This is a genomic window from Limnobacter sp. G6BE5S, from assembly GCF_058448965.1.
On record NZ_JBZFLM010000005.1, the window covers coordinates 57,272 to 82,600 of the forward strand.

General features: G+C 52.4%; 27 protein-coding genes. 11 read left to right on the forward strand and 16 right to left on the reverse strand.

The window, feature by feature from the left end; genetic code table 11:
- Positions 1-148: 148 nt before the first annotated feature.
- Complete coding sequence (locus ACVL1J_RS10035; protein WP_341236549.1) at positions 149-1,192, reverse strand: hypothetical protein; 1,044 nt, start codon at positions 1,190-1,192, stop codon at positions 149-151.
- Positions 1,193-1,357: 165 nt separating this feature from the next.
- On the opposite strand from ACVL1J_RS10035, the gene ACVL1J_RS10040 reads away from it, so the two are divergent.
- Entirely contained in the window at positions 1,358-3,031 is a 1,674-nt protein-coding gene (locus ACVL1J_RS10040; RefSeq protein WP_341236548.1) for a class I SAM-dependent methyltransferase, read from the forward strand.
- Between the two features lie 180 nt (positions 3,032-3,211).
- Here the strand turns inward: ACVL1J_RS10040 and ACVL1J_RS10045 are convergent, their stop codons facing one another.
- Both ACVL1J_RS10045 and ACVL1J_RS10050 read right to left on the reverse strand, forming a co-directional pair.
- Positions 3,212-3,826 (reverse strand): DsbA family protein, encoded by a 615-nt coding sequence (locus tag ACVL1J_RS10045; protein WP_341236547.1) that lies wholly within the window; start codon positions 3,824-3,826, stop codon positions 3,212-3,214.
- A gap of 315 nt (positions 3,827-4,141) precedes the next feature.
- Complete coding sequence (locus tag ACVL1J_RS10050; protein WP_341236546.1) at positions 4,142-6,520, reverse strand: DNA/RNA helicase domain-containing protein; 2,379 nt, start codon at positions 6,518-6,520, stop codon at positions 4,142-4,144.
- Between the two features lie 177 nt (positions 6,521-6,697).
- Here ACVL1J_RS10050 and ACVL1J_RS10055 point away from each other — a divergent pair, with 177 nt between their 5' ends.
- Both ACVL1J_RS10055 and ACVL1J_RS10060 read left to right on the forward strand, forming a co-directional pair.
- A complete protein-coding gene (locus ACVL1J_RS10055) occupies positions 6,698-7,123 on the forward strand; it encodes a type II toxin-antitoxin system RelE/ParE family toxin (protein ID WP_491665331.1) in 426 nt (141 codons plus the stop codon).
- Complete coding sequence (locus ACVL1J_RS10060; RefSeq protein ID WP_341236544.1) at positions 7,120-7,422, forward strand: helix-turn-helix domain-containing protein; 303 nt, start codon at positions 7,120-7,122, stop codon at positions 7,420-7,422. The genes ACVL1J_RS10055 and ACVL1J_RS10060 overlap by 4 nt, the downstream gene beginning before the upstream one ends.
- On the opposite strand, the gene ACVL1J_RS10065 is transcribed toward ACVL1J_RS10060, so the two are convergent.
- Entirely contained in the window at positions 7,419-9,041 is a 1,623-nt protein-coding gene (locus ACVL1J_RS10065) for an NAD(P)/FAD-dependent oxidoreductase (RefSeq protein WP_341236576.1), read from the reverse strand. The genes ACVL1J_RS10060 and ACVL1J_RS10065 overlap by 4 nt on opposite strands.
- Before the next feature lie 45 nt (positions 9,042-9,086).
- Positions 9,087-10,592, reverse strand: coding sequence for a winged helix-turn-helix domain-containing protein (locus tag ACVL1J_RS10070; RefSeq protein WP_341236543.1), 1,506 nt, complete (start codon positions 10,590-10,592; stop codon positions 9,087-9,089).
- Between the two features lie 131 nt (positions 10,593-10,723).
- Between ACVL1J_RS10070 and ACVL1J_RS10075 the strand changes: the two genes are divergently transcribed.
- Positions 10,724-11,251, forward strand: coding sequence for an OsmC family protein (locus ACVL1J_RS10075; RefSeq protein WP_159572619.1), 528 nt, complete (start codon positions 10,724-10,726; stop codon positions 11,249-11,251).
- Positions 11,252-11,285: 34 nt separating this feature from the next.
- Entirely contained in the window at positions 11,286-12,086 is an 801-nt protein-coding gene (locus ACVL1J_RS10080; protein WP_341236542.1) for an alpha/beta fold hydrolase, read from the forward strand.
- Here the strand turns inward: ACVL1J_RS10080 and ACVL1J_RS10085 are convergent.
- The 3 genes from ACVL1J_RS10085 to ACVL1J_RS10095 form a co-directional block, all read right to left on the reverse strand.
- Positions 12,060-12,371 carry a hypothetical protein gene (locus tag ACVL1J_RS10085; protein ID WP_341236541.1) on the reverse strand — a complete coding sequence of 104 codons (312 nt, stop codon included), beginning with the start codon at positions 12,369-12,371 and terminating at the stop codon, positions 12,060-12,062. The genes ACVL1J_RS10080 and ACVL1J_RS10085 overlap by 27 nt on opposite strands.
- Positions 12,355-12,930 (reverse strand): nucleotidyltransferase domain-containing protein, encoded by a 576-nt coding sequence (locus ACVL1J_RS10090; protein ID WP_341236540.1) that lies wholly within the window; start codon positions 12,928-12,930, stop codon positions 12,355-12,357. Before ACVL1J_RS10090 ends, ACVL1J_RS10085 begins: the two co-directional genes overlap by 17 nt.
- A gap of 97 nt (positions 12,931-13,027) precedes the next feature.
- Positions 13,028-13,483 carry a hypothetical protein gene (locus ACVL1J_RS10095; protein ID WP_341236539.1) on the reverse strand — a complete coding sequence of 152 codons (456 nt, stop codon included), beginning with the start codon at positions 13,481-13,483 and terminating at the stop codon, positions 13,028-13,030.
- 122 nt (positions 13,484-13,605) lie between these two features.
- Here ACVL1J_RS10095 and ACVL1J_RS10100 point away from each other — a divergent pair, with 122 nt between their 5' ends.
- The 3 genes from ACVL1J_RS10100 to ACVL1J_RS10110 are packed head-to-tail and all read left to right on the forward strand — an operon-like array spanning position 13,606 to position 15,546.
- A complete protein-coding gene (locus ACVL1J_RS10100) occupies positions 13,606-14,379 on the forward strand; it encodes an MmyB family transcriptional regulator (RefSeq protein ID WP_341236538.1) in 774 nt (257 codons plus the stop codon).
- Positions 14,376-14,705 (forward strand): YnfA family protein, encoded by a 330-nt coding sequence (locus ACVL1J_RS10105; protein ID WP_159572631.1) that lies wholly within the window; start codon positions 14,376-14,378, stop codon positions 14,703-14,705. The genes ACVL1J_RS10100 and ACVL1J_RS10105 overlap by 4 nt, the downstream gene beginning before the upstream one ends.
- A gap of 22 nt (positions 14,706-14,727) precedes the next feature.
- On the forward strand, positions 14,728-15,546 hold the full coding sequence (locus tag ACVL1J_RS10110) for an Lnb N-terminal periplasmic domain-containing protein (protein ID WP_341236537.1): 819 nt from the start codon (positions 14,728-14,730) through the stop codon (positions 15,544-15,546).
- A gap of 21 nt (positions 15,547-15,567) precedes the next feature.
- Here the strand turns inward: ACVL1J_RS10110 and ACVL1J_RS10115 are convergent, their stop codons facing one another.
- Complete coding sequence (locus ACVL1J_RS10115) at positions 15,568-16,791, reverse strand: MBL fold metallo-hydrolase (RefSeq protein WP_159572635.1); 1,224 nt, start codon at positions 16,789-16,791, stop codon at positions 15,568-15,570.
- A gap of 53 nt (positions 16,792-16,844) precedes the next feature.
- On the reverse strand, positions 16,845-17,744 hold the full coding sequence (locus ACVL1J_RS10120) for an alpha/beta hydrolase (RefSeq protein WP_341236536.1): 900 nt from the start codon (positions 17,742-17,744) through the stop codon (positions 16,845-16,847).
- 178 nt (positions 17,745-17,922) lie between these two features.
- On the opposite strand from ACVL1J_RS10120, the gene ACVL1J_RS10125 reads away from it, so the two are divergent.
- Positions 17,923-19,425 (forward strand): flavin-containing monooxygenase, encoded by a 1,503-nt coding sequence (locus tag ACVL1J_RS10125; protein ID WP_341236535.1) that lies wholly within the window; start codon positions 17,923-17,925, stop codon positions 19,423-19,425.
- A gap of 2 nt (positions 19,426-19,427) precedes the next feature.
- Here ACVL1J_RS10125 and ACVL1J_RS10130 read toward each other — a convergent pair whose 3' ends face one another.
- On the reverse strand, positions 19,428-19,676 hold the full coding sequence (locus tag ACVL1J_RS10130) for a DUF1653 domain-containing protein (protein WP_159572641.1): 249 nt from the start codon (positions 19,674-19,676) through the stop codon (positions 19,428-19,430).
- A 99-nt stretch (positions 19,677-19,775) separates the two neighbouring features.
- Between ACVL1J_RS10130 and ACVL1J_RS10135 the strand changes: the two genes are divergently transcribed.
- Entirely contained in the window at positions 19,776-20,057 is a 282-nt protein-coding gene (locus ACVL1J_RS10135; RefSeq protein ID WP_159572643.1) for a hypothetical protein, read from the forward strand.
- A gap of 18 nt (positions 20,058-20,075) precedes the next feature.
- Positions 20,076-20,645 (forward strand): YggT family protein, encoded by a 570-nt coding sequence (locus ACVL1J_RS10140; protein WP_159572645.1) that lies wholly within the window; start codon positions 20,076-20,078, stop codon positions 20,643-20,645.
- Between the two features lie 69 nt (positions 20,646-20,714).
- On the opposite strand, the gene ACVL1J_RS10145 is transcribed toward ACVL1J_RS10140, so the two are convergent.
- From ACVL1J_RS10145 to accC, 5 genes are read right to left on the reverse strand one after another with little or no spacing between them, the layout of a single operon-like run.
- Positions 20,715-21,194: an outer membrane lipoprotein gene (locus tag ACVL1J_RS10145; protein ID WP_105027234.1), complete on the reverse strand. Its 480-nt coding sequence runs from the start codon at positions 21,192-21,194 to the stop codon at positions 20,715-20,717.
- A gap of 20 nt (positions 21,195-21,214) precedes the next feature.
- Positions 21,215-22,171: a carbohydrate kinase family protein gene (locus ACVL1J_RS10150; protein WP_159572649.1), complete on the reverse strand. Its 957-nt coding sequence runs from the start codon at positions 22,169-22,171 to the stop codon at positions 21,215-21,217.
- 36 nt (positions 22,172-22,207) lie between these two features.
- Positions 22,208-23,008 carry a zinc-ribbon and DUF3426 domain-containing protein gene (locus ACVL1J_RS10155; RefSeq protein WP_341236534.1) on the reverse strand — a complete coding sequence of 267 codons (801 nt, stop codon included), beginning with the start codon at positions 23,006-23,008 and terminating at the stop codon, positions 22,208-22,210.
- Positions 23,009-23,045: 37 nt separating this feature from the next.
- Positions 23,046-23,960: a 50S ribosomal protein L11 methyltransferase gene (gene prmA, locus ACVL1J_RS10160; RefSeq protein ID WP_341236533.1), complete on the reverse strand. Its 915-nt coding sequence runs from the start codon at positions 23,958-23,960 to the stop codon at positions 23,046-23,048.
- Positions 23,961-23,966: 6 nt separating this feature from the next.
- Positions 23,967-25,316, reverse strand: coding sequence for an acetyl-CoA carboxylase biotin carboxylase subunit (accC, locus tag ACVL1J_RS10165; protein WP_159572655.1), 1,350 nt, complete (start codon positions 25,314-25,316; stop codon positions 23,967-23,969).
- Positions 25,317-25,329 lie beyond the last annotated feature (13 nt).

Here is a 25,329-nt window from a genome sequence, read left to right on the forward strand (position 1 = left end):
CAGCACTATCGGAAAGCCTGCAACAAGAAGCCCCCAAGAATGGCTGAGTGCATGGCGCATAGGGAATGCCAAGGCAAGCCAAAGAAGTGAGCTGAATAGCAAAATGGATATAAAAAACTGATTGCGAGTTACTCGACCGGTAAACACTTTATTTAACCCCTAATGCGTCTTTTGCCGCTTTGTTTACCTGTTTGTCCGCCCCAGAGAGGCTGTAGACGACACCGGCAACCACAGAACCAAATAACCCCAACAGTACAAGCGGGGCCCCTGCCACAGCTGCCGGCGCTATAAATACAGCCAACGCCATAGCTGTTGCTCCACCCGCCATGGAAATCAGGTTTCCTGTTTGGTTTGTGGCCGAATCAACTCCAAACTGTGTGAAGTTGAATCGCTGGTCCAACCGGGCATTGTGGTTGTAGTTGTTGATGACATCGCTGATTAACGTTGGGCCGAAGCTTAGAACACCGCCCACTTTGATTGAGCTTAGCCACGGTGCCCCCGTCAGCCTGCGAAGCTCCCACATTTCATCAGCCGCTTGTCTACTCAAGCTAAGAACTTTGTCATGTTTGAATGCCGTTGGTCCTATGGACTTGGTGCTCATGTTTGTACTGATTTGCTGAAACTGGTTTTTCTCCAGCAATGTAATTTGTTTTGCGTTGGTTTGACGAACACGTATAAGCACATCAGCGTGTTTGCCAAACTGGTTGGGGCCTTTCAAGCCAACAGCTTTCAGTTCAACACCATTGCCCAGTTTCACGGTGCGCGATTTCCCACTCGCAAGCACAGATCGCAACTCGGTTTTCATTTTTGAAGTAAAGCGCGCTTTGGCAGCAGCTTCAATCAAATTGGCCAGATTACCGGGCAAGTTGGTTGCACCAAACAACTGACCCAGCAAGGCGGCGTTGAATGTACCTTTTTCAAAGGCTGTGACTAAGGCGCTGGTTTGCTGTGTATTCAGTTGGGCTGTCATCAACATGATGCCTGCCATGGGGTCTTGCTGCATTACCTCGGGCACCATCGCCAGGCTTACTTGAACATCGGGCTCAAAGTGCCCCAGAAAATCCATTTCTTGATGCAGGTAAAGCGGGGCGGAACCGTCGTGGCTATTCAGCGCGCGGGTGTAGGCCAGTTGCAAAGACTGGGCTTTGCGCTGAAGGTGATCTTCGTGAAATGTGCGGGCTTGGGCGTTCATGCGGCAGCAAAATAAAAACGAGGCAGGCGGCAGTATGCGGGAAAGGTGGGAAGGGGTAGAAATGTAAGGTTTTGTCTGAAGGGGAAGGGTGATAGATTGTCAGCATCGCGATTTACAGTGCAATTGCGGACCGATCAAAAATGAACAGTTGAGCGAGGTTATTGGTTGAGCGCATTTAACTTCTACAACCTGAAAGCGGAAGAATGCTTTGCGCAGTACCAAGCGCTCAGCTTCGAGCAAGTGCACAGGGATTGGCTAGATCTTCTGCCTGGCAAGGCTGGTATGGCGCTGGACGTTGGAGCCGGCAGTGGTCGCGATGCAGCAGCTTTGGCCGCGAAAGGTTGGGACGTGGTGGCAGTTGAACCGGCCAGTGAGTTGTTAGCGTTTGGCAAATCCCACTCGCAAGGCATGCCCGTGCATTGGCTTGCGGACACTTTGCCCGAATTGGGAAAGGTGCGCGCCCTTAGTCAAACATTCGATTTGATCTTGGTGTCGGCTGTCTGGATGCACTTGCCTGAAAGTACGCGCGAAAGGGCCTTTCGCATACTGGCAAATTTGTTGGCACCCGGCGGTTTGTTGGTGATCAGTTTGCGGCACGGTCCAAGTCAAGATCAGCGAATATTCCACAAGGTATCGGTTGCCGAGCTTGAGCAGTTTGCCAAGCAGCAGGCCTTAAAGCCAAGGCGTGTTTCCAGAACCAGTGATGCCATGCAACGCAAAAAGGTGAATTGGGAAACCGTGGTGTTTCAGTTGCACGACGATGGTACAGGTGCGCTGCCAATAGTTCGCCACATCATTGTGAATGACAGCAAATCGGCTACGTACAAACTGGGTTTGTTACGTTGTATTACCGTCATTGCCGAGACATTGCCTGGCTTGGTGATACGCCGCAATGACACAGAAGTGACTCTACCCCTCGGTGCGCTGGCATTGGTGTGGCTGCAACTTTATTTGCCTTTACTGGCGCGCAAAAATATTCATCAAAACCCGCAGGGCACCTATGGCTTTGCGAAGACCGCGTTTTTTGAACTTGGAAAACTGTCAGGTTTTGATTTGCAAATGGGTGGCAGGTTTGAGGATGGCAAGGCTGCTTGGGTGCATCAGGCGTTAAAAGATGCCGCTGCGAATATTTTAAAAATGCCCACCAAGTACACCACTTGGCCTGGAACAGATTCCCCTGTGTTTTCTGGACAAACATTTCGAACCCGAACAACCGGCTCGAACTTGTGCCTTGATAAAGAATATTTGAGTAGCTTTGGTGAATTCAATGTACCCACTTCAATTTGGGACTGTTGCAGCCAATACGCCTGCTGGATCGACCCCGCTTTGGTGAACGAATGGGCACTGGTAAGCAAAAGCTGGAACAAGGGAGTAGCCGTTAGCACCATTCGCGATGCCCTTGAATTGAACCCGCCGAAGCGTTGCGTTACCGAAGCCCGCAAACTTGCCATTGCGCTGATTGAATCGAATGCCGATTTGCGCTGCGTGTGGACTGCCGGAAAGTTGAACGATACCAACCTAGCAATAGACCACTGTTTTCCGTGGGCACGCTGGCGTAACAACGACTTGTGGAACTTGTTGCCAGCCACTGACAAAGCCAACAACAGCAAGTCAGACAAATTGCCTTCAGCACCCCGGATGGAAAGCAGCAAACCTGCTATTACCCGCTGGTGGCAGGAGGGATATTTGCAATCGCCGTTGAGCGAGAGTTTTTGGGTGCAGGCCAAGGCAGCTTTGCCTTTCAGCGAGCAGCTAAGTGAAGTGGACGGACTTTTCGATGCGATGTGTTTGCAGCGTGCGGTGTTGAGGAAGAATCAAAGATTGGAAGAGTGGCGGTAGTGAAATGTGGCGGCTGGACTTCTACTTTTCGGCCGAAGCGGCCGTGAGACTTTCGACTTGGACCGTCTCCAAAGTGGTCTTGAGCCGACGTGGGATAACGCCGCGTTAATAAGGCGGGAGTAATGTGTGCCAAACTTGAGCGAAGCGAAACCAGCACGTTGCGGAGTCGCTGTGATGCGCTTACGCTTCTGCAATTGGACAGAAACGTTCAAAAAGCTCTTCAGCTTTGCAAAAACCATGAGTTAGGGGATAAACCTTTTTCTCTTCATTGATGTAAAAGAGGGCGGGAAACCCACTAACTTGAAAACGACGCGTAATTGCTAAATGTTCCTGAAACTGAAGTTCAGTTTCCTTGGAGTGAAGGACACCTAAAAACTGCTCCTCGCATAAACCTATTGTCCCAGCACAATCAATCAGCGTTTTATCTAAAGAAGGGTTCCTGGCTTCACGGTAATAAGCAGATTGAATAGCTCTCACCATATTTTGAGAGTTCTTTACGGCTAACTTTTCAGCTGATATCACTGCCCTACAAGCTTGGTAGGTTGAACGATAAGGTGTATTTCGATCCCAATAACTGTGATTAAACGTTACCTGAGAAACCATTTCTATTTTATGCCAATAAGAAGAGATCGCTTCTTTTAGGTTTTCGTTCATGGGTTCTGTTGTATCAGGAGCTAACCCCCCCATGATCCAGTCCACTTCCGCTAAAGGATACTGTTCTAGAAATCGATCTAACTCCGGCTGAAACCCATAACACCAAGCACACATAGGATCCATTACGTATAAAAATCGCATACTCTCTCCATCTACTCCGTAGAACGGGGGACTCTGGCACATAACTTGACTTATCGAACGATAGCAGCAATATCTATTCATCCGAATATCGCGAATTATTTCTTTAACTGAATTATTTCAAATGGTTGCTAAGCATTGCATGAACGGGATGAAAATTAATCCTGGTCATTCGCCACCAAATTGTGAGCCTGGAACTCGATTCCTAAGATCAGCGTCATGATCGACTGCCGCCTAAGTTTCGAAGTCTGCGTTCGCCAATAACTCAGATGTTTCAGCGGTCAGTCCCAATATCCGCTCCGGCCGATAAGCTGTCCCTCAAACCACCGTCAAAAACTCCGCCACCACAACCATTTCTTCTGCATCCTCGGCACTCAGTACAATCGCTTCGTGTTGGTCATTCGTTGATTCCGGTTTCAACACAATCACGCTGGTCACAACGCCATCTTCACCATAATGCTTTTCGCTTTTGTAGCGTTTAATGGTGTATTGCCCACCCAGTTCAGGGTCTGAAATACGGCGGTGTTGTACCACCACAATTTTTCCGTTGCGTGTGCCCTGCGGGTTGAAGTGAAACAGGCACCACGCGCCGGGATGTATGCGTTTGTTCATTGAGTCGCCTTCCACGCGCGCTACAAAATAGCCTTCGCTGGCGTGCAGGTGGGTGGGCAACACAACATGGTCAAACGTGTCGGCTTCCTGGTATTCGCTAAACTGCCCAGCGGCAAATTTCAAATCGAAAATGGGTACGCTGTTGGCGGCTTCCTGGCCTGCTTGCACAATGGGTAAGTCCAGCCCTTCGTATTTGTTCAACATTGGCGCTACCTCCACTTTGTTCAGTTCAGTCAACAGCGCTTTAAAATGTGCGCGTGTTTCCTCGTCGGTAAAGTAAACGTAACACCCTTTCATGCCGCGGGTCATCAGGGTTTTGTAGGTATTCTTGATCACTGCGTCGGCCAAGGCCAAATTATTGGCTCGGTTTGTTTTCAGTCCTCCTTTAAACCCTTTGATGCTCTGGTCCATGTTGCTGCGCTTGAATGCGTCGGTGATCACTTCGCCATTACGCACTACAAAATCGGGGCCAACAATGACACCCACATAGTCCAGCTCTAGCCCTTGGCAGGTGTGTATGCAGCCCACTTGTTCCACGCTGTTGGGCTTGATTATCCAGGTGCTGCCATCGTCGTCCAGGTTCCATTGGGCTTTGTAGCCGTATTCAGGAAATTCAATGTCGAAGGCTTTGGGGGTCTTTTTGCTTTTCCAGTCCCAGCAGTAACCAGCCACCACGCGGGCTTTGTTGTTCACTTCGTTTTTCTGGCGTATGGCATTGTGCAGGGCGGTGGGTGAATCGAATACTTTGAAATCAAAGTCCAACCCGTCCATGTTCAGGTTGGCGGTGGATTTGATGTGCAGGTGGTGGTTTAGCCACGCAATGTAGCCATCGCTGCCATTGCAGCGAAATTGCGAACGTAGTTCTTGTTCAATTACTTCGGTGCCCAAGGCCTTCGCCCATTTGCGAATTTCCGCTTTGCTGCCAATGTCTTTGAAGGTAACGCGCTGATCTTCGTCCAAGAAGAAAATGCACAGCTTGCTGGCGTGGATCAGTTCCTTAATTTGGTTCTCGCCCAAATTGCCGTATAGCCCGCTTTTTTCATTCAAGCGGTGAGCTTCATCCACCAGTAACACATCAAACTGATTGGCTTGGTTGTCTACATACCCGCCCGATCCACGAAATAAATTCGCGATACGTGTTTTTTTGAATGTGCCGGTCAGCTTGGCTTCAAACACGGCGCGGGGTGCTGCGTTTTTCGATACGTATTGGCACACCTTGCCACGTTGCGTAAATTCACTCAGTAAGTTAATGGCTACCACCGACTTGCCCGTGCCAGGGCCACCCTCCACAATCAACACGCGTTTTTTCTCATCATCGCGTGCATGGGCCATGTCCAATGCCATTTCATACACTAGCTTTTGGTCGTCGATCATCAAAAACTCGCGGTTGCCCAACAGCATATTGGCTAAGCTGTCTGCGAGGTTTTTGGAAGGGCGAATTTTTCCGTGCTCAATGCGGTACATCAAGTCGCTCTGGTCGCCGTACTTCACATGCTTTTTTAAAAACTCGGAAAGCTTGCGTGCGTCTTTTGAAATGAAGACAGGCGCACGGTCGGTGTGTGCTTTGTAAAACGGATCGTTGATTACTTGGGCATTGTTCAAATTGTGCAAATACGCGCAGGCACTTAGGCGTACCTGTTCGTTTTGCACTACCTCGGAATAATCTTCGATCAGCGCGGCATAAGTCCACGCTTGGTAAGAAGGGTGGGGCGTGTTGATGTTGCCCTTACCTAGCCAGGTGTTCACTAAGGCGTCTTGCTTGGTGGCTTGCACATCACTCCACTGCTTCAATTCAATAATTACGGCGCATTCTTCAAGCTGGGCGTTGCGGCCAGTCAAAATAAAGTCGATGCGTTTGCCCGTTAGCGGAATGTTGTATTCGATTGAAACCAGCGAGTCGCCGGGAATGTCAGGATCGTTCAACACTTGGCGCATTTCTTTCATCGAGTTGCGCCAAGAATTTACTTCTGAGTCCCCCGCTCTGCGGAACAGCTTGCGCTGAAATTCGCGGTGAATGACTTCGTGAATTTGATCGTCCAACACGTCGTCGAGGAATTTCGATTTGCTGGCGGTGTAAACGATCATCGCGGGAGTGGTTTGTTCTTGTGCTTTGAATGTATCAGGAAACCTTCGTTGAATGAACTATTTGAGGTGGGGTAATTGGGGGCTACAAATGGGTGGGGAGGGCAAGCAAAGCTTTAGAACTGAATGCCAGTAATTGTTACAGAAGAAGCTTGACCTTATTGAAATGGGTGGTTGTTGGTGGTTCGTAACAAAAGCACAGAGAGTTTGACTTACGTACCAAAAAAGGTACAATCAAGCGAAAGTGATTTTTCCATTAAGCAATTCAAATTGAATTGCGTTTTTTATCGTCAGGCCTCAGGTGATGAGCCAGTTAGAGCGTGGCTAAAGGCCTTGAAACCCGATGCTGATAGGAAAATCGTAGGCGCTGATATTTTGGCTGTTCAGTACGGGTGGCCGTTGGGTTTGCCGCTGGTCGATAATTTGGGCGGTGGTATTTGGGAGGTTCGATCAAAGTTACGCAATCGAATTGCCAGGGTGTTGTTTGTGACTGAAGACGGCGCAATGATTTTGCTTCACGGTTTTATCAAAAAGGTTCAGAAAACACCAGTGCAAGAATTAGAGATCGCTAAGGATAGGCTGAGTAAGTTAAGGGGCTGTAAATGAACAAACACGTGGGCTCAAATTTTGAAGACTTCTTGAAAGAAGAAGGTATTTTCGAAGAAACGGAAGCTTTGGCTATTAAGAAAGTGATTGCTTGCATGATTGAGCAAGAAATGATTTCCAGGTCGATACCAAAAACTGAAATGGCGCGGAAAATCGGAACAAGCCGAAGTCAGTTGGACCGACTTCTTGATCCTGAAAATACATCAGTCACTTTGGCAACGCTTGTCAAATCGACAGCAGCGATCGGAAAAAAAATGGTGATCACTTTTGAGGATGATCCACAAGCCGTAGTTGCCTAACCTTCCACCAAACTTTTCGCCACTGCCTCGGCCACTTCAATGCCATCTACACCAGCAGACAAAATTCCACCGGCGTAGCTGGCCCCTTCACCGGCCGGGTACAGGCCTTTCACATTCAGGCTTTGGAAATTGTCGCCGCGTGTAATGCGCAAGGGCGACGATGTGCGGGTTTCAACACCGGTCAACACCGCGTCGTGCATGTCGAAGCCTTTAATTTTTTTGCCAAACGCGGGCAGTGCTTCGCGCATGGCGGTAATGGCATATTCAGGCAGGGCTTGCGCCAAATCAGTCAGGTGAACCCCGGGTTTGTAGGAAGGTTCTACGCTGCCAAGTTCTGTCGATGGTTTGCCTGCAATAAAGTCGCCCACCAGTTGGCCAGGCGCTTCATAGGTGCTGCCGCCCATCACAAAGGCATTCGATTCCAGCTTGCGCTGAAAGGCAATGCCTGCCAGCGGGCCGCCGGGGTAGTCGGTTGGGCTGATGCCCACCACAATGCCCGCGTTGGCGTTGCGTTCGTTGCGGGAGTACTGGCTCATGCCGTTGGTGACCACGCGGTTTTCCTCCGAGGTGGCCGCCACTACCGTGCCGCCGGGGCACATGCAAAAGCTGTACACCGAACGGCCATTGGCAGCATGGTGCACCAGTTTGTAATCGGCTGCGCCGAGCAGCGGGTGACCTGCATGTTGGCCCAGGCGGGCGCGGTCGATCAAGCCTTGTGGGTGTTCAATTCGAAAGCCCACGGAAAATGGTTTGGCTTCCATGTACACGCCGCGTTCGTGCAGCTTGGCAAAGGTGTCGCGTGAACTGTGGCCCAGCGCCAGCACCACATGGTCGGCGCGCAGTTCGTAGTGCTTGCCGTCTTGAAAGTTCTCGATGGTCAGACCACGAATATGGCCGTCTTCAATGTGGAAGTCGCTGACCCGTTGCTCAAAGCGAATTTCGCCACCCATGGCGATAATTTGCTCGCGCATGTTCTCAACAACCTTGACCAAACGGAAGGTGCCAATGTGCGGCTTGCTCACTAGCAAAATTTCTTCGGGTGCGCCGGCTTTCACAAATTCGGTCATCACCTTGCGGCCCAGGAAGCGCGGGTCTTTGATTTGACTCCACAATTTTCCGTCCGAAAACGTACCCGCTCCGCCTTCACCAAACTGCACGTTCGATTCGGTGTGCAGCACGCGCTTGCGCCACAGGCCCCAGGTGTCTTTCGTGCGTTCGCGCACTGGTTTGCCGCGTTCAATCACAATGGGTTTGAAGCCCATTTGTGCCAGCATCATGGCGGCGAAAATACCGCAGGGGCCAAAGCCGATTACCACGGGTCGAATGGCAGGGGCTTCATTCAATTTCACCGGCAACTGGTAAACCATGTCGGGCGCAGGCCGAATGTGCGAGTTGGTGCTGAACTTGTCAAGAAGTTGGGCTTCAAGCCGTGCACTATTCAGTTTCACGTCCACGATGTACACCAGCAGCAGCTTTTGCTTGCGGGCGTCGTAGCTGCGCTTGTAAATGCTGAAGCCTTGAAGCTGGTCGGCAGAAATTTTAAGCGTGCTGCAAATTAAGGCGGGCAGGGCGTCTTCGGTGTGGTCGAGTGGAAGCTTCAGCTCGGACAGGCGGATCATGGCGTGTGTACCTTGTGGATCTGTTTTTCGGATCAAGGGCGTATTTTATGCTTTTGCCTGCCAAAGTGCACTGATTCGCGCGGCTATTTTTTTGCCGTGTGACTGTGCAATTTCTTCAATGGTTAGTTCGGGGCGAACAGTGCGCGCTTGCGTTAAAGCATGTTGGGCACATTCTGCGTTACCCAATGTGTCGAACGCGGCAGCTTGGGCCACATGAGCCAGATGAAAGCGCGTGTCATGCTGAACAGCTTTTTGGGCTTCTTCCAGGGCCTCGTCGGGGCGGTCTGCACGCAGCAGGAAGCAGCTTAATATCCACAACCAGAAGCCGAGTCGCCTGTCTTTTGGGCTAATGCGCATGCCGAGCCGCATTTGGGCGATGCCCTTTTCAAGCTCGTTCATCATTGCCAAAGCCGCACCGTGGGCCACCTGTGCTTGTGCGTTGCTTGGGTTCAAACGCAAGGCCGCCTGCAAGGTGGTTAGTCCTTGCCGGGTTTGTCCCAGGTCGCACAGCGCGCAGCCTGCGTAACCCATGACTTCGGAATTTCCTGAGTCCAGTTCAATCGCTTTTTGTGCGGCATTCAGGGCGTTGGCCTGAACTTCGTCAGAGTGGGGAAGCAGGCCAATGTTTCGTGACAGTGCTGTGAGCAAGGCGAAATGTGCCTGAGCCAGCCCAAAGTCACGGTCTATTTCCAAACTGTTTTCGAGTTGATGCCGCGCATTGCGCAAGCCGGTTTCGCTCCAGCCGTGCTGGCCCAGTGCGCCCATGGCTTCTTGGTAGTGTGCCCAGGCGTCGAGGTTGTGCGGGCGTTGCCGGCGAATGTGTGCAATCTCCGCTTTGATCAGTTCGGGCTCAAGCTCGCTGAGTACCCCTCTTGCAATGTCTTCCTGCAGGTCGTGGCCGTCTTGGGGAGAACTCTCGAAACGACCACTCCAGAACACCTGCCCAGTGTGTGCGTTTGCCAGTTGTACATTCACACGTATCAAATTGCCCACGGGCCGAATGCTGCCCAGAACTGCGTATTGCACTTGAAGTTGTTCCGCGATTTCGCCCAGACTGGCTTCAGAATGCTGAAACATTTGTGTGGATGCTTGTGAAATGATCAAAAAGCCGGGCACTCTGGCCAGCAATGCAATCACGTCTTCAAGCAAACCTTCAGCCAAAAATCGCAAATCAAATTGTTCGCCCAGAATTTTGAAAGGCATGACAGCAATTGTGGGGTGTTTGCTTTGCGAGGCGACTTGCACGTCGGCGGTGGATTTGACCGGAAGGCTGAACTGGTAACCACGCCCAGTCAACGTGGCAATGGCTTGGCTACCCAGCACCTTGCGCAAAGCCGATGTTTGTACCGTCAAATTATTTTCTTCAACCACCACACCCGGCCACACGGTCTGAAGAATTTCATCTTTGCTAAGCACCCGTTGGTGGTTGCTCACCAAGCACAACAAGAAATCGAAGGTGCGTGGGCCCAAATGAACGATTTCACCTTGACGCAACAGAATTCGTTCGCCTGTGCGCAATTCAAAGTGACTGAAAAAATAGGAAGGGCTCAAGTGACATTCCTGCGGTGGGCTGTTAGTAAAATATAGCAAACATTTAGGAATTCCTAGGGATTAAAAACCAGGTGGTGCTGCACAGTGAAGGCATTGAGTCGTTCATTGTTTTTACACCACCGGAGCTTGCCATGTCTGTTTCTGTACCCAATGCCCAGCGTGAAGTGCGCGCCCTTTACAAGGAAGATCCCGGTGCTGCAATGGTGACAGACCATGCGGTGACCCGCGGAGTCGATCCTTCCGATCCTTTTCATTCTGTTGTTGAACCCATGGATGGCTGTGGGGTGGCAGTGCCAATTGGTGTACACCGCGCCTTGGGTGGTTTGCACGATGCGCCCACTCCGGGCGACATGTTGTGTGCTGCGCTTGCTGCCTGTCAGGATTCTTCCATGCGCATGGTCGCAAATGTGCTGGGGGTTGAACTGGAGTTTTTGGAAGTTCGCGTGACTGCTGATGTGGATGTGCGTGGTGCGTTGAACATGTCGCCCGATGTGCCGGTTGGCTTTCAGCGGATGCGGTGTGCGGTCCAGTTCAAAGTCACGGAGGGCACTCATCCTGATATGGTCAAAGCGCTCACCTTCGCGGCCAAGCGTTGTTGTGTGGTGCAACAAACGCTGAAAAATCCACCCCAAGTTGAAACCAGCTTTCAGCTCAACTAAACTCGATTCATCCTTCATCTATTTCAGGATCGCCATGGCCTCTGTTCAGCCCTATTTCAAAGAGGCCGGCTCCGGCCCCGCTGTGCTGTGTTTGCATGCCAATGCCTCCCATTCTGGCCAGTGGAAAGGTTTGATGCATTTGCTTTCGCCAGAGTTCAAGGTGATCGCGGCCGATTCTTATGGCTCGGGACAAACACCTGACTGGCGTTCCGATCGCGTCATTTCCCTTCTTGATGAGGTTGAATTATTGGCGCCCGTGCTTGAACAGGCTGGTGAGCAATTCACATTGGTGGGACATTCTTACGGTGGCGCGATTGCCCTGAAAATTGCGCTGATGTTTCCTCCTCGAGTGCGTGCCCTTGCGTTGTTTGAGCCCACTTTTTTCTCTGTGGTTGAACATGAAAGCCCCTCGCCAAACGAGGTGGACGGTATTCGCCATGCAGTGGCCAATGCCAGCGCGGCTTTGGATTGTGGTGATTCAAACCTGGCTGCGCAGCACTTCATTGATTTTTGGATGGGGCAGGGCAGCTGGGCAAAAACACCAGAAGAGCGCAAGCCAACGGTGGCGGCCTCGGTGCGCAACGTGCGCCGCTGGGAGCACGCTTTGTTCAGCGAACCAACCACCCTGGAAGCATTTCGGGGCATACAAGCCCCGGTGCTGTGCATGGTCGGTGGCAAGTCGCAATTGTCTGCACATTCAGTTGCCAACAGATTGGTTGCGACCTTGCCGAGGGTAGAGTTGGTGGAGTTTCAGGAGTTGGGCCACATGGGCCCAGTGACGCATCCAGATGTGGTCAATGAAGTCATTTCACGTTTTGTGAAAAAGTCCGGTTAACACCATTGCTACAGGAAGATATTTTTTGAGAATGCTGACCATGGCTTGTGCATCTGCGTCTTTGGTGCGTACTCCATGGTGTTCAAGGATGGCCTGAACGATTTGAAAATAGCCCTCGTAAGCCATCGTGAATATCTGAAGGGTTTTTTCTTCAGGGAGTAATTCACATGCTTCGAGGTAATTCTTTGCATTGTCCAAAAAGCCCTTAACTGCTCCTGTTGTGGGCAATACTTCCTCAAACGCTTTGATCTTGATCAGGTTTTCATATTCAGCCGGTCTTGGCATCAGGCAATACCATTAGTTTTGGAGCTTCATTAATTTGTCGGCAGATTGGATCGTTTTGAATCAACCTTTTCCATTCACTGGGTTTGTAAATAGTGAAGTTGATAGGTCTGCCAAGTGAGCCTTCCATTGTATGAATCGGTTCGGCAATATCCAAAACACTTAACTTGCCGATGATCATCAGATCTATATCACTCGAGCTAGAGTCTTTTTCTGTTGCGATCGAGCCGAACACATATGCTTCGTCGATTAATTTTGAAAAAGGTGCAAGCACATCGCGAATTGGTTCTGTGATGCCAAATGTTTTTTTAGCAATCGAGGTCAACTCGGAATAAAGGAAGTGATCTTTGTTCGCATAAATTTGACGAAGGCGTCCGTATTCTCTGTTCTCCTTCAGAATACCTGCCGCCAACAAACGTTCGATTTGTTTTTGTGTGCTTCCTCGCCCTGTGTTTGCAATGTCTAGCAGTGCACCCAATGAATATTTGCGTTCTGGATTCAGCAGTGTGGCTCGAAGCACTCTCTGCACTGTGGGTGTAAACATGAAGTCGATCGAACTCATATATCCATATATTAGGGATTAATATCCACATTATATGGATTTTTAAGAAAATCCACAAACTATGGCGTTAAATCCATAGTTTGTGGCTTAAAGCGACTTACCGGCAATGCTTGCGCAAAGCCAGCAGCGGTATGGCATACAACACCGCAAAGCCTGTATTCATAACCGCGTTTTGCCAAAAGCCGCTGTACAGTGAAAACGCGGTGTCGGGCACATACCAAGCCAACACGGATATCGCAATCATGTTGCATGTTGACTTGGCGTCTTTGGCTGAAAGCCTGCGTACCAGCATGAACATAAGCGCACCCCAGCCCACCATCACCGAGCCCATCACGGCGTGGGCCAGTTCAATGTAGGCAGAGGCCTGAGGGTCAAAGGCAGCAAATTGTGCAGGGTTTTGAAATACCAACAATCCGAATGCCTGCTGGGTAAGCCCGGGCGCGAGCACCATGAGAAGGCCAAACAGTACAGTGAATTCAGTGGTGTAGGTTAGCCATTTGATCCAGAAGGTTGGAGTGCTGGTCGGTGTGTGGGGCATGGTCGTGGTTTGCATGTCGAATCTCCTTGCGTGGTTGAAAGTGGTCGGGTTCAACGCCAGTTTCAACAGGAAGGGTCATTGCATCAATAACCTGCCAGGTCATAGATTCCAGTAATTTTCCGTGGCAGTATTGGCACATGCACGCACACGCCCCTACCAAACATGCCGGAATTTGCCTTCGCGATTTGCGTTCAAGGCAGAAGGTGAGTCAACTCGATTTGGCTTTGCGTGTGGGCGTGTCTCAGCGACATTTAAGTTGCATTGAAACCGGCAAGGCCAGTGCCAGCAAAGACATGTTGCTGGCCTTGCTTGAAGGTTTGGATGCGCCACTTAGCGAACGGAACGAAACTTTGGTGGCCGCGGGTTATGCGCCGGTGTTTGGCAACAGGCCGATCGATCACCGCGACATGCACACCATCAACGAGGTGATTGATTTAATGCTGACGGCGCAACATGCCGCGCCCGCCATGGTGTTGGACAGTCAATGGAATTTGGTGAAATTCAACCCCAGCTTTGTGCGCCTGTTGCAATTGCTCGAGTTTGATATGGCTGCTTTGCAAGCCACGCCCAATGTGCTGCTGGCATTGACGGCACCGGGTGGTTTGGCCACGCGCTTGCTCAACCCCGCAGAGGTATTGGGCGACGTGCTTCGCAGGGCGCAACGTGAAGCATTGCATGTGCCCTCCCTTCAAGCCATGCTGCAACACATTCCGCAGTCCATGTTCGATACAAAGCAGCCGCAGAGTTTTAACAACCCCACTTTGGTAACGCGATTCAAAAGCACTGCGGGCGAACTGCGATTCATCTCAACCTTCACCAGCTTTGGGGCTCCCTTGGACATCACCGCCGCGTCGTTAAGAATTGAGCATTTGTTCCCGGCTGATGATGCCACCCGCAAGGTGTTTTCATGATCAAAACATTTCTGCTTTTTGCGGTCACTGCATTCTTTGAAATATTGGGTTGTTATTTGCCTTACCTTGTTTTGAAAGAAAACAAGTCAGTGTGGTTGTTGCTGCCGGCTGCAATCAGTCTCGCCTTGTTTGCGTGGTTGCTTACCTTGCACCCCACCGCGTCGGGCCGGGTTTATGCCGCTTATGGCGGTGTGTATGTGGCCATGGCCTTGGTCTGGCTTTGGGCTGTGGATGGCGTGAAGCCCACAGCATGGGACCTTGCAGGCGGAGCGGTCACTTTGCTGGGCATGGCCATTATTGTGGCTGGCCCACGTCATATTGCGTAAAAAAATGGGCGATGAGTACCTTATGATCCGATTTTTTCTAGTGCCAGTTTTCCTGGCCTTGGCTGTGTTTGCCATTTGGTGGTTTTCGCAAACGCCCAGCCACAGTCGGCAATGGGCTGACGATGTTGCCCACATGCTGCAGGCCGATGTGAATGGCGACAAGGTCGTGCTGAAGAATGTGCGCAATTTTGAATGGCGCACAGAAACGGATTACACGCCGCGTTGGGAAACACGGGAATATGATTTAAGCCAGTTGCAAACAGCCGACTTGGTGCTGTCGTACTGGATGGGGCCGAAGATCGCCCACACCTTGGTGTCGTTCGGTTTTGCGGATGGGAAGTACCTGACTTTCTCGCTGGAAATTCGAAAAGAAATCGGCGAGAAATTCTCCGCATGGAAAGGTTTTTTTCGGCAGTACGAAGCCATTCTGGTGGCGGCTGATGAAGCGGATATTATTCGCACCCGGAGCAATGCGCGTGGCGAAGATGTTTACATTTACCGCATGGCGATTCCGCCTGAGCAACTGAAAACCTTGTTTTTGGCCTATATCGACCACGCCAAATCACTTGAAAAAACACCAGAGTTTTACAACACCTTGACCAGCAACTGCACCACGGTGGTGTTTGACATTGCCAAGCGGATTGTGCCCGATTTGCCGATGGATTATCGCTTGTTGCTTAGCGGTTACTTTGCCGAATACGCGCATGAGCAAGATGGTTTGGTGGAAGGGTTTGGCTACGCCGAACTTCAGGAAAAAGGCTACATTGTGCCGCGTGCCAAATCCATGCAGCCCGGCGAAAACTTCTCGGAAGTGATTCGCCGTGGCGTGCCCGGAATGTAGCAAAGCGCGCAATCCGATTAATCAGCAACCACCTGCCCAGCGTGGGTCTTTAATGCTGTAGCTGCGCGGTTTCATGTAGTCCACTGGGTCGCGCAGGTAGTCCACTTCAGGTGGCTTCGGTAGTTTGGCAACTGCGTCAAGCCAGGTGGTTTCATAGGCTGAAGCACCACCACCAATGCCGGGTGTCCAGGCGTCGTGGTGCGTGGGCAAGGCCACCTTGGGTTTGGTCAGGGCCACATAAGCCAAGGCATCGCGGTAGGCGCTGGTCACCAGGCCAAAACCCACAATTGCATTTAACTGCACATCCACACATTCCGGAAGTTTTGAAAGGGCATTCGCTACCGCTTCGCTTTCCGCATTGCCTGCTTTCATGATGCCGGTGGAGTCGTGCCAGAACCACGCAAAGTCGCCCGCGCGGAAGTGGTAAGCCCAAGTGCCACCGGCAGGTTGACCCACGCCGCCATCATCACGCAGGGTGCCGACAAAGCGCAGTGCCTCGGCCATGCTGGTATTCAGGTAAGTGGGAAAGGTCAATACGTCAGGAATGTACACCAGCGGCATGCCACCACTGAGCAAGTCGGTAGGTTCGGCGGCCGAGTGGGTGTGTTGCACCACATGCACCGGGGCCACATCTTCCCAAATCTGAATGGCGCGTGTGTTGCCGGCACCAGGGTTGGTTTGGTCACCCAGGTTCAGGCAGGGAAAGTTGTTGGCAATGCCTTCACTGGCCGCACGTTCGCGGGCAATGTCGCACACTGTGCTGCCCGCCACCAACAGTGCATTGCTAAGGCCCGCCACATAGCCAGCATCGGCGGCATGGTCAAAGTGCCCATGGCCGATGAATATGGCTTCGGGCTGAATGGCCGCCAGTTCTTCTCGGCCAATGGGCACATAGTCAGCGTGCAGGCCGACAATTTCCCAAGCGTCCATCAAGAACAAATGGCCTTTCATGCTGACAATAAAGCTCGATACGCCCACCCACCAAAATTTCACTTGCTCTGGGTCCATGGCATTCGCGCCAAGAATGCGTTCGCGTGTGGCTTGCAGTTCAGCGCTGGGTGCGCGGGCAGCAGGCAGGGGTTTGAAGTTACTTGCTTCAAATACATTGGGGCGGGTTTCGCTGGGCGAGGTTCGGCCCGTGGCTGTGGTCTCTGAACCGGAGTCACCGCCCAAGCAGGCTGACAAAAGTGGTGCAAAAAGCAGGGCACAGGCCCACAGGCCTGCACGTGAAATAGAAGGTGTCATTGTTGTGGGTGTTGAATGTGTCTCCAACACCTTGTACTGCCAACAACGTTGTTTTAGATGCCCTTCACCAAGGGTGAGAAAAAGCGAATGATTTTGACCAAGTCTTCTTTGGCCTCGGGCAAAGCAATGTTCATGGTGGGCCAAATGTGAGGCATGCCAGGGCGAGTCAGCAGGGTGATCTGTCCGCCCACTTTGTCCACCGCGTCGCGCAGCAGCACGGAATCATCCAGCAGGCATTCGTTTTCACTGGCGGTTACCATCAGTGGTGGTAGGCCTTTCAGTTTGCCCAACAGGGGCGAGGCCCGCTCGTCGGCCGGGTCATGGCCGCACATGTACAAATTGGCCGCATGCTCGATCATGTGGGCAGACAACATGCTGTCGGTTTTGTCATTGCCTTCAATTGAAGGTGACAGGCGACGCATGTCGGTGGCAGGAGAAATCAACAGGCCGCCATGGGCAGGCAGTTTGTTTTTAACCGCATGTTGCAGTACCGCCAAGCTTAGGTTACCGCCAGCAGAATCGCCGGCCACGAAAAGGGGTTCGCCAGCGGGTGTGTCAGCCACCAAGGCTTCAAAGGCTGCAATACAGTCGTCCAGCGGCGCAGGAAAAGGGTTTTCCGGTGCAAGGCGGTAGTCCACCATGAACACTCGAAATCCCAAGGCATTGGCCAAGGCGCCGCAGAAGGGGCGGTACATGGGTGGGTGCCCAGCCACAAAGCCGCCGCCGTGAACGTAGAGCAATGCGCCCTTTGGATTAACCGGAATCAGCCACTCGCCGGGTACACCGCCCAGTTGCCCTTTGATGTGTTTCAAGCCTTTGGGCACGGGCGCCAGCAAGTTGGATGCGGCGGTCACCATGCGAAACCTGCGTACAAAACCAGCACCATTTCCCCGGTAACTTTTCAGGGCAATGCTTGCAATTTTGTTCATCACTTTGGCTTGAATCGAGGGCATGGTTTTCCTTTTCGAAGGTGGGGTGAGTATTTATAGCACTGCCAGCGCTGATCAGTTTACCTTGAGTTTTCAATGCACTTGATAAATTCGGACAAATCCGGAGTCGATCCACAAACGCTATTTTCAGGGCTGAAAAAATCGGCACAATAAAAAAAGAGAAAAACCAAACGGAGACACCATGGCGATATTCGACGAAGACATTTTGATCATTGGCGCAGGTTTGTCAGGCATTAGTGCCGCATGCCATTTGAAAAAGGAATGCCCCAACCGAAAGTTCACCATCCTTGAGCGCCGTACCACCATTGGCGGCACTTGGGACTTGTTCCGTTATCCGGGTATCCGATCCGACTCTGACATGTTCAGTTTCGGCTTCAAGTTCAAGCCTTGGAAAAATGCGCACTTTTTCTCGCAGGGCAATGACATTCGCAGTTATGTGCACGAAGCTGCCACAGAGAATAAGGTGTTCGATCACATTCGTTTTCAGCGCAAAGTGAGCGATGCCAATTGGGACAGTGAGGCCCAACGCTGGGTAATCAATGCCGTGAATGAAGCCACTGGCGAGCCCGAGCAATACCGTGCCAAATTCATGATGGCCTGTGCAGGTTATTACAACTACGACCAAGGCTACCGCCCCGATTTCCCGGGCGAGAAAAACTTCAAGGGTTTGATTGTTCACCCCCAGCACTGGCCAGAAAACCTGGACTACACCGGCAAGAAAGTGGTGGTGATTGGCAGTGGTGCCACGGCGGTTACCTTGATACCGAGCATGGCTGACAAGGTCGAGCACATCACCATGTTGCAGCGCTCGCCTTCGTATATTTTCTCGCTGCCCTCGGTGGATGCACTCACCAAGGTGTTGCAAAAAACCTTGCCTTCCAAATTGGCGTACAAGCTGAACCGCACGCGCACCATTGGCTTGGCGCACTTCATGTTCAAGGCCAGCAAAAGCAAGCCCGAGGTGGTGCGCCGCTTTTTGATCGCGATGATGCGCAGGCAACTGAAGGGCTCCAGTGTAGACATCAAGCACTTCACACCCAACTACATGCCCTGGGATCAGCGCCTGTGCTTGGTGCCCGATGGCGACTTTTTCAAAGCCCTGCGCGGCGGCAAAGCCAGTGTTGCCACGGACACGATCAAGCAATTTGTAGCCAATGGCATTGAATTGAATTCGGGTGAAGTGCTGGAAGCGGACATTGTCGTGACCGCCACTGGTTTGAATGTGCAAATGGTGGGCGGCATGAAAATTTCGCTGGATGACGAGCCAGTCAACCTCAGTGAAAAAATGTTCTACAAAAGCGCCATGTTGCAAGACCTGCCCAATGCCGCTGTGGTGCTGGGTTACACGCATGCCTCATGGACTTTGAAATCCGACCTGGTCAGCGGCTTTGTATGCCGCCTGCTGAACCACATGGACAAAAAAGGCCATGCAGTGGCGGTGGCCAAAACTGCGGATGTGCAGCCTGTTGAAGGTTTCACGGTACTGGGCGGTTTGAATTCGGGCTACTTGAAGCGAGTGGCAGACCAGTTGCCGCGCCAGGGTGAAACCCACCCGTGGCACAACCGGCAAGACTTTTACCATGACACCAAAACTTTGCTGGAAGACCCGGTGGATGAACCGGGCATGATCTTCGAACCCGCGAAGGTTGAAAAAGCCAAACCAAAGTTGAAGGCGGTGGCTTAAATTTAATTGTCGCTGTCGACCAGGGTGAAGCGCTGGGTCATGCGCTCACCCACCTGTACCATTTCAAAAAACACGTTCATGGGGCGAGTCCAGGCGGTGTGTGCGTCGCCGCTCAGGGGGCGGTAAACCACCACTGGGCTCAAATCGCTTTCCTGAATGGCCTGGCAGATGATTTCATACAGCCCGCCTTTGTAGTGGCGGTAACGTTCGCCGGTTTTCACGCTGTGTGTTTGTTCTGGCACGTGACTCATGGGTGTCTCCTTTGTGGTTCAAAGTCATATTTCTTGAATATTCAAGGTCATATCGTTAAACTGTACGGCTGTCCTTGAAGAATTGAAAGGAGTTCCTGAATGCCTGCAAGCAAGCGAGCAACCGAGGAAACCAGCAAGCCGGTGAGCAAAACCGTGAGCAAGCCCGTTGCCAAAGCAGAGCCGTCTGAAAGTAAAGCGGCACGCCCTGTAGCTACAACCCGTAAACCATCCAAAACTGCGCTTTCACCCTCCGAGGTAACGCCGTTGGCCCTGCTTACGCCCAGCAAGCCTGCGCGTCGCCGCAGGTCGGGTGCTGCCAAGCCCAGAAAACTCAAGGGTGCCACAACCACTTGGCCATTTCCAACAGGCTCACGGCCTTAACCTGCTGAACGCTTCACTATGCTTCTAATCGATATTTTGCGCTTACTGCTGGAAACAGCCGCCAGCCTGCTGACCTTTTGTCTGTTACTGCGCGCGTTGATGCAGTGGGTGCGTATTCACCCCAGTAATCCCTTGTCGCCTTTTATTTTTTCGATGACCGATTGGTTGGTGAAACCGCTGCGCAAGGGTGTGCCCGGTTATGGCGGCATTGACTGGGCGTCCATTTTCGGTGCTTTTGTGGTCTCGTTTGTGTTGCACATAGTATTGGTGCTGCTCACGGTGGGGCTGTCCAGTGGTGGGCCGGGTGTGGGCTCATTGATAACGCTGACCATACCCATTGCCATTTTCTGGGTGCTTCGCAATGTCGCTTACCTGCTCATGGGTATTGTGCTGATTCAGGTCATTTTGAGCTGGGTGAATCCGTTCTCGCCGATCGCCTCTATCCTGAACGAGCTTTCCCGCCCGTTTTTGGAGCCATTGCGCCGGGTTCTGCCCACAATTGGTAACGTGGATTTGTCACCTTTGGCGTTTTTGCTGATTTTGCAAATCGTGATGATGGTGCTGCAAAGTTTGATGCCCGGATTCTGATCGCGCTGCGCAGTCAATAAAAAAAGCACCCCACGGGGTGCTTTTTTTGTTTCAAGTGCTGGTTGTGAATCAGCGAGTTACCCGAGAAGTGCCACCGCCACTTACAATTCGAACCCGGTCACCTGGGCGGAAATCTTCGCCAGCGGCATCCTGAACATAGGCGCGCAAGGTGCCGTTGTCCATTCGAACGGTGATTTCAAGACCTTGGCGCGTGGACGCATTGCGTTCAATGGCTTGGCCTGCTACGCCACCAGCCACTGCACCCACAATGGCACCCACTGCACGGCCGCTACCACCACCGACATTGCTGCCGGCAATACCACCGATGATGCCGCCTGCCGCTGTGCCCACACCGTTGGTGTCGCCTTGAATGGTCACTGTGCGTACGCTTTCTACTGTGCCTTGTTCGATAATTTGGGCGCGACGTGTTTCACCTTCGCGGTACACCTGACCCGAACTGCTTTGGGTGGCACAACCTGCAAGCGCTGAAAGCGCAATCAGGGCCACTGCGCCGGTACTTCTAAAACTGAACTGAATTGACTTGGCCATGACTAGTTTTTCCTTTCAAGTTACCAGGGTTGTTGGCCGAAAGCGGCTGCAAACCTGGATGCGATTTCTTCCCGGCTGTATTGGTAAGTTTGTGGGCCTTTGGCTGCAATCTTCAAAGAACCCATCAAGCTTGCCAGTTTGGCCGCATTGACTACGCCCATGCCTTCTGTAAGGCCATAGAGCAAGCCGCCGCGGTAAGCATCGCCGCAGCCAGTGGGGTCGGCGATCTGTTCTGCTTTAACGCATTGTATGTTGTGTCGTTGACCCTGTGTAAATACCCAGCTGCCTTCCGCGCCGCGTGTGACTACCAGTGCTTCCAGCTTCTCTGCGATTTGTTCCAGACTCAGGCCGGTACGGTCGCACAACATCTTGGCTTCATAGTCATTGACCGCTGCGTACGTGGCAAGTTCCAAAAACCGGTCAAGTTCAGGTTTACCGAACATGGGCAGGCCCTGGCCAGGATCAAACAAGAACGGAATACCCGCTGCCGCGAATTGCTCGGCGTGTTGCATCATGCCGTCCCGACCATCGGGGGCAATAATACCCAAAGCGATGTCTCCCGCATCGGCAACCTGGTTCAAGTGCGAGTGGCTCATGGCACCGGGGTGAAAAGCGGTAATTTGATTGTCGTCCAGGTCGGTGGTGATGAAAGCCTGTGCGGTAAATTCTTCGCCAATCTGCTTCAGGCAGCTGGTTTCAATGCCCAAAGTTTGCAAGCGTTGAAAGTAACCACCGGCATCGTGCCCAATGGTGGCCATGGGCACAGGTTTGCCGCCCAGCATATTCAGGCTGTAGGCAATGTTGCCGGCGCAGCCTCCCCAGTCTTTACGCATGCTGGGTACCAGAAACGCCACGTTCAGAATATGTACCTGGTCAGGCAGAATTTGATCTTTGAAACGGCCTTCAAAAACCATGATGGTGTCGAATGCAATGGAGCCGCAAATTAAAACGCGCTTGGTGTTGGTGGGGGAATTCATGTGAAACAGTCCAGTAGTTAAAAATTGGCTTGGCGTTTATTGTTCGCTTGGGCCTTGGTCGAATAATTCAAGCCGAAAACCGGTTGCGGCGCTTTCGGGCAGTTGGGTGTTCAGCGTGCTCAGGTTCAAGTATGCCAGCACTTCCACTGTTTTTTTACCAGCAATTAACGGGGCTTGGCTGGCTGCGCTTTCATCCCTCAGCTGATAGTCGCTCGGGCTTAGCGATTTGCTGGCCAGTACCAGGCCTTGTGGGTCGAGTAGCTCTACTTTCAGGTGCGGCCACCGGGCTGGCAAGGGGAGCGGGTTGTGCAGTGTCAGGTCAACCCGCAAATTGTGTTCATCGAGCGCTTGCAAGCCGCTGCCCTCTACCTGTAAGGCTTGAGTAGCCGGGCTTGCAAACAGGCGCTGCATGCCTGGTGCGGCGGTGTTAATGTACGCAGCCAATTCTGGTGCCTTTTGCAGCAAGGGCACCCGTTGCCACCACAAAGCCTGAAGACCAAGCATGACAAGCAACGCCACGCAGGCGACTTTCAGGGCCGGGCTGCTGTGCTTGAAATTCAGCAATGGTTTTTTTGGGGCGGTGTTGGCAAACAATTCTTCAGAGCCGGTGCCGTCTCCACCGGTCAGGTTGTGATCGCTGGTGTAGCCGCTGTTGCCTTGCCGGGGACTCAAATCAAGTTTTTGCCATGCCTCAGTGTCAGCCGAGGTGAGGTGTTCAATACCCGAAAACACGGTTTGGCACTGCCCACAGCGCACCTTGCCTTCATGCAGTTGCAGTTGGCCAGAGGTGACTTTGAACAGCGTGTTGCAGTTGGGGCAGCGTGTGGCAAGGCTCATGGCGCTAGTTTAACCTTGCCGGACGAAGGGTTTGTCTTCAGTCGGCGGCTTTTTGGCCATGCAGGCACACCCAACCATCGCGTTCAGCCCACACCGCCAGATTGATCCATTGGCGGTAGTGTTCAATTACTTCCTCGGCTTGCCGCGCCAACACGCCTGAAAGCACCAGTTGCCCGCCCGCTTCAACATGGTTGCACAGCGAAGGTGCCAGTACTTTCAGCGGGTTGGACAGAATATTGGCCACGACCACCGGGAACTGGCGCTTGGCCAAGGGGAAATCGGGCAAACCACAGGGCATTTCAACACCGTTGTTGCTGGCGTTGTAGGCGGTGCTGTCCACAGCTTGGGGATCGATATCCACACCAATGGCTTCGGATGCACCCAATTTGAGCGCAGCAATGCCCAAAATGCCGGAACCGCAACCGTAGTCCAGCACGTTTTGGCCTTTCAGCGGAAACTCGCTGAGCCAGCGCAAACACAGGGCAGTGGTGGGGTGTGAACCCGTGCCAAAAGCAAGGCCGGGGTCGAGTACCAAATTGATTCGGTCGTCAATGTTTTGGGGTTCATGCCAGGAAGGCACGATCCACAGGCGCGCGGAAATTGGAATGGGGTCGAATTGGGATTGCGTTAAACGAACCCAGTCTTCCTGAGGCACTTCGGTGTACTCAATTTCTGCTTTTCCCAGCAAATTGGCGGGGATTTCGCCGAAAATTTGTTCACCTTCGGCCTTGTTGCGAAACAGGGCCACCACATTGTTCAGGTTCCACGCCGCTGATTCAGGTTCCATGCCGGGCTCGCCAAACAAGGGTTGCTCGTCTTCGCTGTCGGCATTGGCGTCTTCAAGGCTGACGGCCAAGGCCCCCAACTCCATGAGCAGGTCCGACACTTCGTCGGCTTGCTCAAAGGGCAGGGTGAGTTTGGCTTGTATCAGTGGTGTGGCCTGTGCAGTCATATTGATTTACTTAAAGCGCGCTTCGAGTTTGTGCTCAAGGTAGTGAATGCTGGTGCCGCCCTCAACAAAGCGGGCGTCTTCCATCAATTCACGGTGCAACGCGGTGTTGGTTTTAATGCCGTCGACCACCAGTTCTGCCAGGGCTTGGCGCATGCGGGCCATGGCCTGCTTGCGGTCTTCGCCATAGGTGATCACTTTGGCGATCATGGAATCGTAATGGGGTGGAACGTTGTAGCCGCTGTACACGTGTGAATCGACGCGCACACCGGGGCCTCCCGGTGCGTGCCAGTTCTTGATTGGGCCGGGTGAGGGCACAAACTTGAACGGGTCTTCGGCGTTGATTCGGCATTCCATGGCGTGGCCACGGAATTCAATGTCGCGCTGGCGGAATCGCAATTTCTGGCCAGCGGCAATGCGAATTTGTTCCTGCACAATGTCAACACCCGTGATCATTTCTGTCACTGGGTGCTCAACCTGAACACGGGTGTTCATTTCAATGAAGTAGAACTCGCCGTTTTCATACAGAAACTCGAACGTGCCTGCGCCACGGTAAGCAATTTTGCGGCAGGCTTCTGCGCAGCGTTCACCAATGCGCTCGATCAGGCGGCGGGGAATGTTCGGTGCCGGTGCTTCTTCAATTACTTTTTGGTGGCGGCGTTGCATGGAGCAATCGCGCTCACCCAGCCACACGGCATTTTTGTGCTCGTCAGCCAGGATTTGAATTTCAATGTGGCGGGGGTTTTCAAGGAATTTTTCCATGTAAACCGCTGGGTTGTTGAACGCTGAACCTGCTTCGGTTTTGGTCATGGTGACCGCATTCAACAGTGCCGCTTCCGTGTGCACCACGCGCATGCCGCGACCACCACCACCGCCGGCAGCCTTGATGATGACCGGGTAGCCAACCTGGCGTGCAATTTTCACGATTTCGCGGGGATCATCGGGCAATTCGCCTTCCGAGCCGGGCACGCAGGGCACGCCAGCAGCGATCATGGCACGCTTGGCGGACACCTTGTCGCCCATCAGCAAAATGGATTCCGAACGTGGGCCGATAAATACGAAGCCGCTTTTCTCTACCCGATCGGCAAAACTGGCGTTCTCGGAGAGAAAACCGTAGCCCGGGTGAATCGCTTCTGAATCAGTGACTTCAGCCGCGCTAATGATGGCTGGAATGTTCAGGTAGCTTTCTTTGGAGCTGGGTGGGCCGATACAAACAGATTCGTCGGCCAGTTTTACATACTTGGCATCCACGTCGGCGGTGGAATACACCGCCACGGTTTTAATGCCCATTTCCTTGCAGGCGCGCAGAATGCGCAGGGCTATTTCGCCGCGATTGGCGATCAGTATTTTTCCAAACATGGTGGCAGCTCCT